This window comes from Serratia sp. HNCC26DJ244 (assembly GCF_057180565.1).
The window spans coordinates 1-15,792 of the sequence record NZ_JBXUGO010000036.1 but is presented as its reverse complement, the minus strand read 5'-3'; the positions used below and the strand labels follow the sequence as shown (position 1 = coordinate 15,792).

The following is a 15,792-nucleotide window of genomic DNA, read 5'->3' as shown; positions in this document are numbered from 1 at the left end:
GGTACTGGCCCGCCGTTACGAGTGGGAACTGGACACTTTGTGGCAAGAGCTGCTGGCCTGGCTGGATAATCGCCCGCGCTCGGTGCGTAGCCGCCCGCAGTTGGCGCAAACCACCCAGACCCTGCTGCAGGAAGCCTGGTTGCGTGCCTCACTGGCGGGGGAAGAGTCTATCCGCAGTGTTCATCTGCTGATGGCGTTGGTGGATAAACCGAAACTGATAGCCTGTGATGCGCTGTGGCCATTGCTGACCCTGGGGCAGAGCCAACTGGAACGTTTGCGCCCACTGCTGGATATGCAGTCGGAGGAACGCCCGGAAGTGCAGCAGGAAGCCGAGCTGGCACAAAGCGGCCACTTACCGGAACTGCACACCGACGCCCCCCCTGACACAGCGCTCAACCCCGGCGAGCTGTCCGCCGCCCTGCAGAACGCGCTGGACAAATTTACCCTGGATGTCACCGCCAAAGCCCGTGCCGGTCAGATTGACCCGGTGTTTGGCCGTGACACCGAAATCCGCCAGATGGTAGATATCCTCTCTCGCCGCCGTAAAAACAACCCGATACTGGTGGGGGAGCCGGGGGTAGGGAAAACCGCCCTGGTGGAAGGGTTGGCGCTGCGTATTGCCGAGGGCAATGTGCCGGAAAGCCTCAAGCCGGTGGCGCTGCGTACCCTGGACCTGGGGTTGCTGCAAGCGGGTGCTGGCGTTAAAGGGGAATTTGAACAACGGCTGAAAAACGTCATTGATGCGGTGCAACAGTCACCCACCCCCATCCTGCTGTTTATCGACGAAGCCCACACCATTATCGGTGCTGGTAATCAGGCCGGTGGCGCCGATGCCGCCAACCTGCTGAAACCGGCGCTGGCCCGGGGCGAACTGCGCACCATTGCCGCCACCACCTGGAGTGAATACAAACAGTATTTTGAGCGTGATGCTGCGCTGGAGCGCCGCTTCCAAATGGTGAAAGTGGACGAGCCAGACGATGACACCGCCTGCCTGATGCTGCGTGGCCTGAAATCCCGCTACGCCGAACACCATGGCGTGCATATCACCGACGATGCAGTACGCGCCGCCGTCACCCTGTCCCGCCGTTACCTCACCGGTCGCCAACTGCCGGACAAGGCGGTGGACCTGCTGGATACTGCCGCCGCCCGGGTGCGCATGAGCCTGGACACGCTGCCGGAAGCCATTGTGCGCCTGAAAGCCCAACTGACAGCCTTGGAGCTGGAGCAGCAAGCCCTGCTGGAAGATATCGCCACTGGCAGCCAGCAACACAGTGAGCGGCTGAGCGCCATTGAAGTGCAGCGTGGCGAACTGGAAACCGCACTGGAAACCTTAGACCACCGCTTTAACGCCGAAAAAGCCCTGGTGCAGCAACTGATGGCTTGCCGCCAGGACCTGAGCCGTCAGGCCGACGTGGCCACCCTGCAACAACAGCTGGAGCAGTTGCAACAACCGGAGCCTCTGATACAGGTGGATGTGGACACCCGCACCGTCGCCAACGTGATTGCCGACTGGACCGGTGTGCCGCTCTCCTCACTGATGAAAGACGAACAGACCGAACTGCTGAGCCTGGAAGGGGAGATTGGTCAGCGGGTGGTGGGGCAAGATACTGCCCTGACCGCCATTGCCCAACGTCTGCGCGCCGCCAAAACCGGCTTGACGCCGGAAAATGGCCCTCAAGGGGTGTTTTTACTGGTGGGGCCGAGTGGCGTAGGGAAAACCGAAACCGCGCTGGCGCTGGCGGATGGCCTGTACGGCGGCGAGAAATCGCTGATTACCATCAACCTGTCGGAATACCAGGAGCCGCACACCGTCTCGCAACTGAAAGGCTCGCCACCGGGGTATGTGGGTTACGGCCAGGGCGGCATACTGACCGAAGCGGTACGCAAGCGCCCCTACAGCGTGGTGCTGCTTGATGAAGTGGAAAAAGCCCACCGGGACGTGATGAACCTGTTCTATCAGGTGTTTGACCGCGGCTTTATGCGCGATGGCGAAGGTCGCGAGATTGATTTTCGTAACACCGTGATATTGATGACCGCCAACCTCGGCAGTGACTTGCTGATGCAGTTGCTGGACGAACAGCCGGAGGCCAGCGAAGGGGATTTGCATGAACTGCTGCGCCCGGTGCTGCGTGACCACTTCCAGCCGGCCCTGCTGGCACGCTTTCAGACGGTGATTTACCGCCCACTGGACGCCACGGCGATGCGCACCATCGTACAGATGAAACTGAATCAGGTCAGCCAACGCCTGCAACGCCACTACAGGCTTACTACCCAAATAGGTGACAGCCTGTATGACGCGCTGACCGACGCTTGCCTGCTGCCCGATACCGGGGCGCGTAATGTCGACAGCCTGCTCAACCAGCAGATATTGCCGGTGCTGAGCCAGCAGTTGCTGACCTACATGGCGGCGAAGCAAAAACCCAAGACCCTGACCCTGGGCTGGGATGAGGAAGAAGGGATTGTGCTGTCGTTTGATACTCCACAATAACTTCAGTGTTGAGAAAAGCACGGTGGTTGACGCCATTGAAGGCGTTGAACGCAGATGCGGCGCATAGGCAAACTCGCCATGGATGGTGAGTTTAGGCGAGACAGACAGGGAGGTCTGTAGCAGCCGGCCGTCATGCGCCGCAGCGTAGTGAAAGTAGTCGCGCCAGCGACCGCCTGAGTTGGCGCAGGCGCGGGTTATCAGGGGCCACGCCTTTGGCCCCTGATTCGGTCGCAGGTTTAGTAAGTTCATAGAACGAAAATCGCCAGGCGACCGAAACGGAACACAATATCAGCAGAGATATTGCTACGTTATGTCACTGCTTAAGAGGAAGAATAATGGAACAGGCCTTTGACAGAACGCATACCGAACTATCAGGAGAACCATCATGAGTATTGCGCCGTTATTAATGTTCAATCACAGTCATCATCTGCTGTCAGTCAAAGGCTGCAACAGCGGGCTGGATGTCTTGGTGTTTGAAGGTCAGGAAGCGTTAAGTCAACCTTTTAGCTACCGTATTGAGTTTACCAGTGCCGACCAGGCTATCCCCCGTGAAGCGATGTTGATGAAGGCGGCCTCGCTGACGCTACAGGCCCCGGTGGACCAGGGCTTTGGCATTAAAATCCAGCAGCCGTTGCGGGTGATACAAGGGGTGGTGACCGGCTTTGAACGCCTGAGCACCTCCAAAGATGAAACCCGTTACGCCCTGACCCTGCAACCCCGGCTGGCGCTGCTGGACCGCTCACACCAGAATGCCATCTACCAGGACATGACGGTGCCACAGATTGTGGAAAAAATCCTGCGTGAACGCCACAACATGCGCGGGCAGGATTTTCTGTTTTCACTGACGGCAGAGTACCCGCGCCGTGAACAGGTGATGCAGTACGGCGAAGATGACCTGCACTTTATCACCCGTTTGTTGGGTGAAGTGGGGATTTGGTTCCGCTTTACCACCGACACCCGGCTGAACATTGATGTGGTGGAGTTTTACGACAGCCAGCAAGGGTATCAGAAGGGGCTGACACTGCCCTCGGTGCCGCCATCCGGCCAGCATGACCAGGGGGTTGAATCGGTCTGGGGCATGACCAGCCACCATCAGGTGGTGCAACAACAGGTCTCAACCCGGGATTACAACTACCGCCAGGCCACCGAGGCGATGGACACCCAGGTGGATGTCACTCACGGCGATAGCACCACTTATGGGGAAGCCTATCACTATGCCGATAACTACCTGACGGCGGGCAGCAGCCATGAACGCCAACCGGCGCCGGAGTCCGGCGCGTTTTATGGTCGTCTTCGCCATGAACGCTACCTGAATCAGCAGACGCAACTGACCGGTATCACCAGTTGCGCCACCCTGTCACCGGGGCAGGTGCTGAAGGTCACCGGCGGCCATGAAGTCACCGATACCTTCACCAAAGGGGTGCTGATTACCCAAGTCCACAGCCAGGCACGGCGTGACCGCAGTTTTGAAATTCACTTTACTGCCTTGCCGGATAACACCGATTACTGCTTCCGCCCCGAGCCCGGCGCACGCCCGGTGATGGCGGGCACCTTGCCGGCACGGGTCACCAGTACCACCGAAAACGACACCTATGGGCACATCGACAAGGATGGCCGTTACCGCGTCAACATGCTGTTTGACCGCGCCAGTTGGGAAACCGGTTTTGAAAGCCTGTGGGTACGCCAGTCCCGCCCCTATGCCGGGGACACCTATGGCCTGCACCTGCCGCTGCTGGCGGGGACCGAGGTAGCGATAGGGTTTGAGGATGGCAATCCCGACCGCCCGTACATCGTTGGGGTGTTGCATGACTCGGCGCACAGCGACCACGTCACCATCCGCAACTACAAGCGTAATGTCCTAAGGACTCCCTCGAACAACAAGATAAGGTTAGATGATAACCGCGGCCAGGAGCACGTGAAAATCTCAACCGAGTACGGGGGCAAGAGCCAACTGAACCTCGGCCACCTGGTGGACAGTGAGAAACACAAGCGCGGCGAGGGCTTTGAACTACGCACCGACAGTTGGGGAGCGATACGTGCCCAGAAAGGGCTGTTTATCTCGGCGGATGGGCAGCCAACAGCGCAGGGGCAACAGTTGGATATCAAAGAAGCGAAGGCGTTGTTGTCCTCTGCTTTGGTAGAAATGCAGTCCCTCTCCGCTAGTGCTCAACAAGCCCAGGCATTAGCGGCTGATATTGGTCGCCAGCAAGCGTTATTGCAGCAGAAAATAGATAATCTGCAACAATCTGTTTTGCTGGTCAGTGCACCTCAGGGGGTTGCTCTGGTCAGTGGTGAAGATATGCAACTTTTTGCTGATGAAAATCTTACGTTGACTTCAGGTAAGCAGTTGGACATCGGCGCACAGCAAGATTTTACCCTGGCGGCGGGAAAACGCATAAGTCTCTACAGTCGAGAGGGGGCAAAGTTGTTTGCCTCGAAAAATGATATTGATATTCAGGCACAGGGAGGGGATGTCACCACTTGGTCGACCAACGATACACATTTTTCCAGTGGTAAAAAATTAGTTGTTACTGCTCAGGATGAACTCACGCTTATCTGTGGTGGGGGATATATCAAGATCAAAGGTGGCAATGTTGAAATTGGCGGACCAGGTAACTTGCTGATTAAGAATGCCGGGATCAAGAAAACAGGATCTGCCAGTATGCAGGGGGTGATGAAGTCATTTGAGCCTGAGAGCTTTGATGAAAAGTTTACACTGGCGCATGCATTGACACAGGAACCTTTGGCTAATCAGCCCTATCGTATTACCTTCTCCAACGGTCAGATTATAGAAGGGATCACCTCTGAATTGGGTGAAACAACACTTACCCAATCCCAAGTGACTGAGGATATGGTTATCACCTGGCTGAAGAAGGATTAAATGGTGAAAAATAAAACCTTAATTATTATTGCCATTATCTGTGCACTGTTGCTGATTGCCATGATAATTATTGTTAATTTACCTACCGTTGGGGGGAGTTTTGGTTATGGTATGCCTGGCCCTTGGAAGGAGGATACCGATAACCGCATAGTGGTGACAGATGCGCCCCCACAGGTAGTCTATCGGTTGGATGACCATCGCTTTCTCACCTTGGAAAATTATATTGCCTGCGATAAAAGTGGGCAAATGTATTACAACGATACCAAACTGGGAATTAAAACACGCCTTGAAATATATAGTCGAGATCTTCTAGATGATCAAGGCAATGTAAAAATTAAAAATTATTATACGGGTGATGATGAAATCCAACTCAAGGATGTACAAAATGGCATTATGGCTTACTCCGGCACTTTGATAAATAAAGCCACTAATGGTGTGTTGGTATTTCCTTTTGCTAACCTGACATGGCGAGGTTGCAATAATAATTATGGCTGTCATATAGGGGTGTTACTTTCGACCGATCATGGCAGAACATTTTTTCGAAGTTACTATGCTAGAGGGGATAATACTACTAGGCCTGAACATTTGATTATGGCTGAAAATGATCACTATTATGTGGCGGAGAAATATGATTACATAAATAAAAAAGTATCTTTAGATAAAAAAGATAGAATAATAAAGGAGGATAGGAGCATTAAATTCAAACCTGAAGATTTTGAACGGAATGATATACATGTTCGTTTTCAGTGCGATGATAATATCAAGCCCTCTAAAGTGAAATTTGTCAAACCGCCTAAGCAGGAGGGCAATCAATGAGCAATAAAAATCCCACTTCTGAGCCTACTCGGGTATTAATCACCCATTGTGTCGATAATGGCCGTGCTTCCTGTAAAATCTGTGCCTCTCCCAAGGTGCAAAATTTTCATAAGGAGAGTGAAATTGAAAAATAAAGCCTTAATTATTATTGCCATTATCTGTGCACTGTTGCTGATTGCCATGATAATTATTGTTAATTTACTTACCGTTGGCGGGAGTTTTGGTTATGGTATGCCTGGCCCTTGGAAGGAGGATACCGATAACCGCGTAGTGGTGACAGATGCGCCACCGCAGGTAGTGTATCGGTTGGATGACCATCGCTTTCTCACCTTGGAAAATTATATTGCTTGCGATAAAAGTGGGCAAATGTATTACAACGATACCAAACTGGGGATTAAAACACGCCTTGAATATCTTGATCGTGATCTGTTGGGTGAGGATGGTAATGTTAAGGTTAAAAATTACTATGCAGGTGATGATCAAATCCAGTTAAAAGATGTACAAAATGGTATTATGGCTTATTCAGGGAGATTAATAAATAACGCTAGTAATGGTGTATTGGTGTTCCCTTATGCGAATCTTACTTGGCAAGGGTGTAATAATAATTATGGTTGTTATATTGGGGTGCTAATTTCAACTGACTATGGGCGGTCATTTTATTCGAGTCATTATGATAGAGGTAACAATACTACGAGGCCTGAACATTTAATTATTGCTGAAAATAGCTATTATTATGTGACTAATAAATTGAGACATGTTAATAAAAAAATATCCTTAGATAAGCTGAATAAAAAAATTGAGGAAGATGATACTGTTGAAATTAATCCTGAGTATTTCGAAAGTAATGATATACATATCTACTTTCAATGCGACAATAATATCAAGCCATCTGAAGTGAAATTTGTTAAGCCACCTAAGCATGAGGGAAATAATTAATGAGCAATAAAAATCCCACTTCTGAGCCTACTCGGGTATTAACCACCCATTGTGATGATAATGGTCGCCCTTCCTGTAAAATCTGTGCCTCTCCCAAGGTGCAATATCTTCATAAGGAGAGTGAAATTGAAAAATAAAACCTTAATTATTATTGCCATTATCTGTGCACTACTACTGATTGCCATGATAATTATTGTTAATTTACCTACCGTTGGGGGGAGTTTTGGTTATGGCTTGGGCAAGCCAGGTAAACAAAGTACGGATAACCGAATTATCGAGACTGATGCATCACCTCAAGTGGTGTATCGGATTGATGATCACCGTTTCCTCACCTTGGAGAATTATATTGCCTGCGATAAAAGTGGGCAAATGTATTATAACGATACCAAGTTAGGGATTAAAACCTATCTCGATGTTTATGGTGATGGTCGACCTGATGATTTGATCTCAGAGAAACAGATCCAGCTAAAAGAGGTAAGGAATGCTATTATGGCTTATAAAGGTAATTTGATAAATAATGCCACTAATGGAACTCTAGTGTTCCCTTATGTTAATGTTACTTGGTCAGATTGCAATAATAATTATGGCTGTTATATCGCGGTGTTGGTTTCAACTGACTATGGACGAACATTTTATTCTAGTTACTATGATAGAGGAAATGTAAATACGGGGGTTAGAAGGTTGATTTTAGTTGAAAATAATTACTATTATGTGGCGGATAAATATCGTTATCTTGTTGATAAAGTATCATTGGATAAGATTGATAATAAGGTTGAAAAGGTCGAAAATATTAGGTTTAAGCCGGAAGAGTTTGAGCGGAACGATATCCATGTTCGTTTTCAGTGTGATAATAATATCAAGCCATCTAAAGTGAAATTTGTCAAGCCGCCTAAGCATGAGGGAAATAATCAATGAGTAATAACAATCCTTCTTCTGAACCGACTCGGGTATTAGCCACCCATTGTGATGATAATGGTCGCCCTTATTGGAAGAGTTTTACTTCGCCCAAAGCAGTCAAGGTACGTGGTCAATGTCAGGTACCAGTACATCTGCCAGGGTTGGTGATTCTGGTGCATGGGGTTAACTCTACCGGAGAATGGTATGAACCCGCCGAACAAAACCTGTGTGAAGGATTGAATGATCGTTTGGGACTTAATGGTACAGAATTTAAACTTCAACCCAATGTTTATAACTGCGATGGTAAGAAGCCTGATAAGTCCGCCCGGCGTAGTATTATCCAGCCAGGGCGCTCGCCAGTGATCCGTTTTTATTGGGGATACCGGGCCAAAGAGGGCGAGGAGGGTAAATACCGTATTCCATTAGTTAATATCCGCAATGAAGATTATCACCAGATGATCGCGGAAGGAGTAAAACCGGAGGAAGTGGTTAAAAAAGGACCCTTTTTCTGGGGCGGGGGACCGTTTCAGAATGGCACTACCCAATTGACCTCACTCTGGAGCAAGCAGGGGTTTAAGGGTAAGGTGCTTGGTGTGAGTACTGAGTCGATGGCGGATTTAGATCGTTTATTAACGCCTGCGCCCCCCCGAGAATATTATGCTCATGCGGCAAAGCGCCTGGCGGATCTGCTGGATTTGGTCCGCCAGCAATACCCCCATGATACTGTGAGTATTATCTCACACAGCCAGGGCACCATGATTGCCTTAGCGGCTACCGCCCTAGCTAAACAGGCACCGGATGCCTTGTTTATCCTGAACTCCCCCTATGCGCTGGATTTGAAACTCACTGATAAGGTGGCACTCCCTTCACAAGAGGCCACTATTGATAGTGCCCGTACACAAACCCTTTCCGCTATTATTGATAAAGTGGCGGCACAGGCCAAGCGGCTCTCCGCTGCGGATTATGCTGCGTTATGCGTGGGTAAAACAGCGGATAACAAGAGTTGGCGACCCGATGTAATACTAACGGCGGCTGGCAATGCCCCTGCGGTACCTGAACGGGATAACTATGGGCGGTTCTATATCTATTGTAACCCCCATGATCGGGTGATGGGGGCCAGCCCGTTACTCAGCCTGGGGTGGCGTGGCTTAATCAATAATCCTGATGGCAGCCCACACCTTCTACTCAACAAGCATCAGGGGCACCTTTATCAGCGTATTCTGGCCCGCTGGTTACCCTGTGGGGATACCCCCAACCCCAAAACCTCCTTTACTCCCAGTGATGGTAAACCTTTTTGGGACGATGACGGCGATCTGTTGACTTATAACACTCCTGGCTATTGGACGCTGGATATCAATGCGGAAAGAGTACCAGATCCTATCAGTCGAGATGAAATGCAGACAAGAGATTTTGATGAGACTCGGAATGACAAAAAGGAGACACCTGGGCAACCTTATGGTTATGGTTGGGGGCAACTGAATAAAAAATCACATGATATGGAAGGAAAAGATATCCCTAATGATGATACTTACCAGAACTATATCAATCTCTATCCTTTTAAGCAGATTATATCCGGTTTTAGACAGGAAGGAGACCGCTACTACACGACTTATCGCTCAGAAACAGTAGCAGAGCGTAATCGGCGGGTGGGTAAATATATTTCTCAGCCCACTGATCATAGTTCGCTGCCTAAAAGCCCTGACTTTATTCGCCGAGTAGTGGCCTATGACTTGCCGGTGGGGTTCTGTGATGCTTCTTGGGATAAGGCTTTTATGGCTAAATTGCGCGATATGGCAGATTGGACCAAAGGTTATGATAGTTATTTCAACACTGGGCAATTATCTATTCCCGCCATCCCCAGTATTATAGTGACAACCAGTGAAATACAGGAGATTTATGAAAAGAATTTAAAAAGTCCAGAGTTTCAGGATGCTATCAAACAAGCTAATAAGTATATTGAGCCTCCCAAAAAATCACCGAATGAGTATGACTTTGGTGATTAATTTAACCTGAGCTTTGGATAAAAAATCGAACTAAATACCTGTTCCAAGATCTGTTATTTCGACGAAGAAACATGCAGATCAAAAAAAGGAACAGGCATGGATAAGCTATTTGAACTTTTTTGTGATGTCGATGATTTTTGCAGGGTCTTCATCCAAGGAAAGAGCAGGTGGTAGGCCCACCGGGATCTGCTGTCGGAAGCCGGTCTCAAACAACCCCAGTTGCTGTGGTAAAGAGCCATGGTGTTAGCGATAAACATATTAACGCAAAACAAATCGTTTAAGGCAGGGTTACGCAGAAAGATGCGTCGAGCGTCGATGGCTAGAAAATGCTTGGCTACAGTCCTTGCGGGGTGTGGGGTTTCGTAATCTTGCCCTGCCATGCGGCGTGCTGCCATAAGAAAATTGGGAAATAAACTGATGGGAAAATATGCAGTAGTACTCGGTGATGCCACCTCTCACGGTGGCCGCGTCTCTTCCGCCTCTTCCAGCCTGGAGGTAGCGGGGAAAAAGGTCGCCTTGCTGAATGATGCTGTCACCTGCCCAGAACATGGGAACAATATTATTGTTGAATGTGACGTTCACGCCTATGAAGAGCATGGGCGTGGTATCGTTCTGCATGGTTGTAAAACACAGTGTGGTGCGGTGGTGATTGCCAGCCTGCAAGAAATGGAGATTGGCTGATGGGGTGGTCATTACCGAATGTGCCAGCGAAAGCGCAAATACGCCCTTGGTCACCGTGGGTCTGTTTACTGGTGATATTCATCGGGTTATTTATTGCGCTGGTTCGCATAGTGTTGCACTCTCCGGCTGCGGGAGAAACACCATCACTGGCGAGCGGCTATTGGTTACCGCTCACGCTCTACACATTGGTGGGTATTACCCTCAGTATCACCTTGTATTTTTTGTGGTGGGAAATACAGGCTTTCAGTGCCTGGCGTTGGAATGGCTGGCGGCAGAATATGCATCTAGCTTGGCGCCAGTCGGCACTACAGCATCTCTGCATCGTGCGCCATATTACTCTGACTGCAGATCCATTGATGATCAGCCGTCTTATGAGGGTAATTCCCGCAACCAGTGATCAGGAACCCCAGTTGACGCTATTACCTGATGAACCACTGACTCCGGGTATTTCACGTTTTGAACAGCTGTGCCAGCATTTGCTTGGTCAGCTTAAGCAATCCCTTATTCAACAGAGTGAGACCGGTAAATTAACAATATGGATTCAGACCACATCATCAGATAAAGAGATGGAATTGCAGGCGTTGAATCGCCTTTGGCGAGATGAGGGCTTACTTGGGGAACCGGCTATTAATAGCCTACCTGACCAATTGCCATTTGGTGAATGGAACCAGCATTTATCGGTTGCCTCTCAGCCAGTTTTGGTCCTGGCACTCCATTACCGCCAGCCGGGTGAAACCTTACCCGAGTTTGCCAGTGCATTATTGCTGACACCCGCAACTTGGTTGACGGCAACGCAGCAGCTAACCACCGTTCGCTTGTTCCGTGCGATGCCTTTCAACAGTGCTGCACTGAAACATGAATTGAAAGAGTTGGTGGAGATGGCGCAGCAACCTGCCAATAAAAAATATGTGGTGTGGCATAGTGGTTTGGCAGCGGCCACTCAACAAGGGTTAGGGCGAATGTTACACGAACTGCCATTGGCCTTGCACGATGATATTGCCACCAGTGGACTGGTGGATTTTCAGGCGGAGTTCGGCAACTATGGGGCGCTTGCTGGCTGGCTAATGGTCGCATCTGCGGTGGAAATGGTCAATTATGGCCCTGATAGTTACTGGTTGTTTTGTGAAAATAACCCTGAAGCCTGGGCCATTGTGTTAGGAAATAGCCAGCCACCCTGTGTGGCTGACTCCGCTATTCTGCCCACAGCCCCTTACCCGGCTGGAAGTATTATGCTTTCGTTATTACTTAATGCAGGCCTATTCAGTGTCATTGCATCGGCTTATCCCTCCTGGTTATTTTCCTGGACGGGAATAGTGTCATTATTAATTTCACTGGTGGTGACATTACCTGGCATGGTTTTTCTTTTGCGCAGTACCATCGCTTATATTCAACGCCCCAAATTTGTTAAGGCTGCCAGGCAGTCACCAAAGGAATCATCGGCATGAAAAAACTTCTGCGTTTTTTGGGAACAGGGTTATTGATTTTTATTGTTTTACTTCTCGTTCTGTTATTACTCTCCCAAACAACTCAATGGTCAGCACAAGTCAGTGAACATTCATTCTGGCTTTATTCGCTGGGGTTTATTTTTCTGGCATGTCTGTCATGTACGGTTATTTTCTTTACCCTGCCATTTCAAAAAAATGAAACTCCTGTTACACCGGGGAATTGGGGTCCAGAAGCCAGTTCGGCACTACTGGAATCATCAATTTCAACCGATTTCACCCAACTCAAAAACCACCTCGCCCGCCGTTATGGCCTGTTCTGGCGGCGTAAAGTGCGCCTGCTGCTGGTCGCTGGCGATGAGAGCGAACTGGCACTGCTGGCACCGGGCCTGAAAGAGAACCAGTGGCAAGAAGGCAGCCGCACGGTGCTGATTTACGGCGGCAGCCTGACCACCCAGGTTGATAGCGAAAAATACACTGCGCTGCGCAAGTTGCGCCGGGGTCGCCCGCTGGATGGCATTATCCGGGTACTGGGCCCGCAGCAGAATCTGACACCGCAAGTCAGTGACAATGACCTGCGCGGGCTGGAGAAAATCGGCGAACTGTTGCGTTACCAACCCCCGGTGTGGTTATGGCAACTGTGTGACAGTACCTGGTCACAAGCCGGGCGTATCGAACAGACCGTGGGGGCCTCCTTCCCCTGGCGTGCCATGCCCGATGATGTCGCCAGTCAACTGAATAAACTGCTGCCGCAACTGCGCCAGCATGGGGTAGAGCAGGTGCTGGAGCATCAGCAGCATGACTTCCTGTTGCGTCTGGGGCAGCAACTGCAAGCCGGTGGTATTGAGCGCTGGCAAGTTCAACTCACCCCCTGGCTGTTTGCCACGCAGCAACGGGTGCCGTTACGTGGCCTGATGTTCAGCCTGCCACAGCCCAACAGTGCCGAGCGCGCAGGATTGGGCACGCCGAACGCGGTTCCCCATGCACTGACCCTGCCGGCCATCTGGCAAGGGGTGATTGACGAGTGTGGCAAGGTGCGTGGTCGCCGGGTGGGGATGGCCTGGGAGCGCACCCTGGTCTGGTCGCTGATGACCGTGATAGGGCTCTGGTGGGCGGGTCTGCTGCTGTCGTTTGTGCTTAACCGCCAACAGATGATCACCATTGCCGAGAAAGCCCATACCCTGGTGGCGCAACCGGCGGTCACTGATGAGCAGTTGACCGCATTGCATGATCTGCGTAACGACGCCGGGCGGCTGCAGTACCGTGTTCAGCAAGGGACGCCGTGGTACTTGCGCTTCGGCCTGGACCACAATGCCTCGCTGCTGGCGGCGATGATGCCCTGGTACGGTGAAGCCAATAATCGCCTGATCCGTGACCCCGCCAGCCTGGCCCTTAAACAGCAATTGACCACCCTGGCCAACTCGGCCCCCAACACGCCAGAGCGTGCGGAGCTGGCCAAATCCGGTTATGACGCGTTGAAAGCCTGGTTGATGATGGCACGCCCCGATAAGGTGGATGCCAGCTTCTATGCCGACACCCTGAAAACGGTGCAACCCACCCGCCAGGGGCTCTCCCCCGGGTTATGGCAGAGTCTGGCACCGGATTTATGGGCATTTTATATTGCCGAGCTGCCCCACCAACCGGGGTGGAAAATCACCCCGGAGGCACCGCTGGTGAATCAGAGCCGCCAGGTGTTGTTGCAACAGATTGGTCGGCGTAATGCAGAAGGGACCCTGTATGAAAACATGCTTAAATCGGTACGCCGCAATTTTGCCGATGTGACGCTGGAGGACATGACCAGCGGTACCGACGCTCGCCGCCTGTTCAATACTGATGAAGTGGTGCCGGGCATGTTTACCCGTCAGGCCTGGGAAGGGGGCATTCAACCGGCAATTGAGAAGGCCGCCAATTCCCGCCGCGATGAAATCGACTGGGTGCTTAGCGACAGCGGTCATAACATCACGGCCGAAATTTCCCCCGAGGCGCTGAAAGCCCGCCTGACCCAACGTTATTTTGCCGATTTTGCCGGTAGCTGGCTCAGTTTCCTCAACAGCTTGCGCCTCAACCCCACCAATAATATTGCCGATGTCACCGACCAATTGACGCTGATGAGTGATGTCCGCCAATCACCGATGATTGCGTTGATGAATACCCTGTCCTGGCAGGGGCAGACCGGGCAGCAGAGTGAAGGGTTATCGGATTCCCTTATCAAGTCGGCCAAGGACCTGATCAATAACAAGGAGAAACCGACCATTGACCAGAATGCCGCCGGGCCTCAGGGCCCACTGGATGACACCTTCGGCCCGTTGTTGACCCTGATGGGGAAAAACAAGGCCGGTAACGTGATGTCGGCGGATAACAGCCTCAGCCTGCAAACCTACCTGACGCGCATCACCCGTGTGCGACTGCGTTTGCAACAGGTGGCCAGCAGTTCAGATCCGCAGGAGATGATGCAGACCCTGGCCCAAACGGTGTTTCAGGGCAAAAGTGTCGACCTGACCGACACCCAGCAATACGGCAGCCTGGTGGCCGCCAGCCTGGGGGAAGAGTGGAGCAGCTTTGGCCGCACCCTGTTTGTGCAACCGCTGGCCCAGGCGTGGCAAACTGTATTGCAACCGTCGGCCGCCAGCCTTAATGACCGCTGGAGCCGGGCGGTGGTGGCCAATTGGCATACCGCCTTTGATGGGCGTTATCCGTTTGCCGCCAGCAAGAGTGATGCCTCGCTGCCGATGTTGGCAGAGTTTATCCGCAAGGACAGTGGCCGCCTTGAGCGCTTCCTCACCAGCGAACTGGGCGGGGTGCTGCATAAGGAAGGCAGTGTCTGGGTCGTGGACACGGCGCACAGCCAGGGGTTGACCTTTAACCCGGCGTTCCTTAAGTCTATCAACCAGTTAAGCCAGTTGTCCGATATTTTGTTTACCGACGGTAGCCAGGGGATCAGCTTTGAACTGCAGGCCCGCCCGGCACCGCAGGTCACGGAAACCCAACTGACCATTGATGGGCAGAAACTGCATTACTTTAACCAGATGACAGACTGGCAGAGCTTCCGCTGGCCGGGTGATACCTATAAACCGGGCACCATGCTGACCTGGACCACCACCAATGCCGGGGCGCGGCTGTTTGGTGATTACAGCGGCACCTGGGGCTTTATCCGCTGGTTGGAGCAAGGTAAACGCCAGCAACTGGACCACAGCCAGTGGATGATGAGCTTTACCACCCCAGACGGCCAGACCCTGCAATGGGCACTGCGTTCACAACTGGGCAATGGCCCGTTGGCGTTGTTGCAGCTACGCAACTTTACCCTGCCGGATCAAATTTTCAGTGTCGACGCCGGGGTGGCGGAGAACGCCCTATCTGGAAACAGTAGCGGTAACAGCAGCAGTAACAACAGCAGCAGTAATAATCTTCCGCTGGAGGGGGAACAATAATGGCCGACCTGCAAAGTTTAATGGCGTCCCTGCTCTCCGGGCTTATCAGCCTCGACCCAGTGCGTGCGGCGATATTGTGCGGTTAACCCGTTACGCTGAAACTCAGAGAAATAGAACCTTATGGACGACTTAACCCTGCGTTATTACGACGCTGAAATGCGCTACCTGCTTGAAGCCGGTGAAGAATTTGCCCAGGCCCACCCGGACCGTGCGGCGATGT

Annotated in this window: 12 protein-coding genes and 1 pseudogene; all 13 read left to right on the top strand. The window is 51.5% G+C overall.

The window, feature by feature from the left end; translation table 11 throughout:
- Positions 1–2,488, top strand: a 2,488-nt coding sequence (gene tssH / locus AC2A06_RS18015; RefSeq protein ID WP_484381184.1) for a type VI secretion system ATPase TssH, incomplete at its 5' end; no start/stop codon positions are given.
- Between the two features lie 385 nt (positions 2,489–2,873).
- The gene (locus AC2A06_RS18010) at positions 2,874–5,369 is read left to right on the top strand and encodes a type VI secretion system Vgr family protein (RefSeq protein WP_484381183.1); all 2,496 of its coding nucleotides are present in this window, start codon (positions 2,874–2,876) and stop codon (positions 5,367–5,369) included.
- A gap of 3 nt (positions 5,370–5,372) precedes the next feature.
- Positions 5,373–6,185, top strand: a complete 813-nt coding sequence (locus AC2A06_RS18005; protein WP_484381182.1) for a T6SS immunity protein Tli3 family protein — start codon at positions 5,373–5,375, stop codon at positions 6,183–6,185.
- Entirely contained in the window at positions 6,182–6,319 is a 138-nt protein-coding gene (locus AC2A06_RS18000; protein WP_484381181.1) for a hypothetical protein, read from the top strand. The genes AC2A06_RS18005 and AC2A06_RS18000 overlap by 4 nt, the downstream gene beginning before the upstream one ends.
- Positions 6,309–7,121 (top strand): T6SS immunity protein Tli3 family protein, encoded by an 813-nt coding sequence (locus AC2A06_RS17995; RefSeq protein WP_484381180.1) that lies wholly within the window; start codon positions 6,309–6,311, stop codon positions 7,119–7,121. Before AC2A06_RS18000 ends, AC2A06_RS17995 begins: the two co-directional genes overlap by 11 nt.
- On the top strand, positions 7,121–7,258 hold the full coding sequence (locus AC2A06_RS17990) for a hypothetical protein (RefSeq protein WP_484381179.1): 138 nt from the start codon (positions 7,121–7,123) through the stop codon (positions 7,256–7,258). Before AC2A06_RS17995 ends, AC2A06_RS17990 begins: the two co-directional genes overlap by 1 nt.
- Positions 7,248–8,036 (top strand): T6SS immunity protein Tli3 family protein, encoded by a 789-nt coding sequence (locus AC2A06_RS17985; RefSeq protein ID WP_484381178.1) that lies wholly within the window; start codon positions 7,248–7,250, stop codon positions 8,034–8,036. The genes AC2A06_RS17990 and AC2A06_RS17985 overlap by 11 nt, the downstream gene beginning before the upstream one ends.
- A complete protein-coding gene (locus AC2A06_RS17980; protein ID WP_484381177.1) occupies positions 8,033–10,021 on the top strand; it encodes a T6SS effector phospholipase Tle3 domain-containing protein in 1,989 nt (662 codons plus the stop codon). The genes AC2A06_RS17985 and AC2A06_RS17980 overlap by 4 nt, the downstream gene beginning before the upstream one ends.
- A gap of 243 nt (positions 10,022–10,264) precedes the next feature.
- A pseudogene (locus AC2A06_RS17975) lies at positions 10,265–10,387 on the top strand (ISAs1 family transposase); the annotation flags it as partial.
- 51 nt (positions 10,388–10,438) lie between these two features.
- On the top strand, positions 10,439–10,702 hold the full coding sequence (locus tag AC2A06_RS17970; RefSeq protein ID WP_484381176.1) for a PAAR domain-containing protein: 264 nt from the start codon (positions 10,439–10,441) through the stop codon (positions 10,700–10,702).
- On the top strand, positions 10,702–12,147 hold the full coding sequence (locus AC2A06_RS17965; protein ID WP_484381175.1) for a hypothetical protein: 1,446 nt from the start codon (positions 10,702–10,704) through the stop codon (positions 12,145–12,147). Before AC2A06_RS17970 ends, AC2A06_RS17965 begins: the two co-directional genes overlap by 1 nt.
- Positions 12,144–15,572: an ImcF-related family protein gene (locus AC2A06_RS17960; protein ID WP_484381174.1), complete on the top strand. Its 3,429-nt coding sequence runs from the start codon at positions 12,144–12,146 to the stop codon at positions 15,570–15,572. Before AC2A06_RS17965 ends, AC2A06_RS17960 begins: the two co-directional genes overlap by 4 nt.
- Before the next feature lie 120 nt (positions 15,573–15,692).
- A partial coding sequence (locus AC2A06_RS17955; RefSeq protein ID WP_484381128.1) for a type VI secretion system baseplate subunit TssF occupies positions 15,693–15,792 on the top strand: 100 nt, incomplete at its 3' end.

What these genes read in the sequence shown, in the direction of transcription:
- AC2A06_RS18010 (WP_484381183.1), top strand. Translation starts at nt 2,874, where the DNA reads ATGAGTATTGCGCCGTTATTAATGTTCAATCACAGTCATCATCTGCTG.
- AC2A06_RS18000 (WP_484381181.1), top strand. Translation starts at nt 6,182, where the DNA reads ATGAGCAATAAAAATCCCACTTCTGAGCCTACTCGGGTATTAATCACC.
- AC2A06_RS17990 (WP_484381179.1), top strand. Translation starts at nt 7,121, where the DNA reads ATGAGCAATAAAAATCCCACTTCTGAGCCTACTCGGGTATTAACCACC.
- AC2A06_RS17980 (WP_484381177.1), top strand. Translation starts at nt 8,033, where the DNA reads ATGAGTAATAACAATCCTTCTTCTGAACCGACTCGGGTATTAGCCACC.
- AC2A06_RS17970 (WP_484381176.1), top strand. Translation starts at nt 10,439, where the DNA reads ATGGGAAAATATGCAGTAGTACTCGGTGATGCCACCTCTCACGGTGGC.
- AC2A06_RS17965 (WP_484381175.1), top strand. Translation starts at nt 10,702, where the DNA reads ATGGGGTGGTCATTACCGAATGTGCCAGCGAAAGCGCAAATACGCCCT.
- AC2A06_RS17960 (WP_484381174.1), top strand. Translation starts at nt 12,144, where the DNA reads ATGAAAAAACTTCTGCGTTTTTTGGGAACAGGGTTATTGATTTTTATT.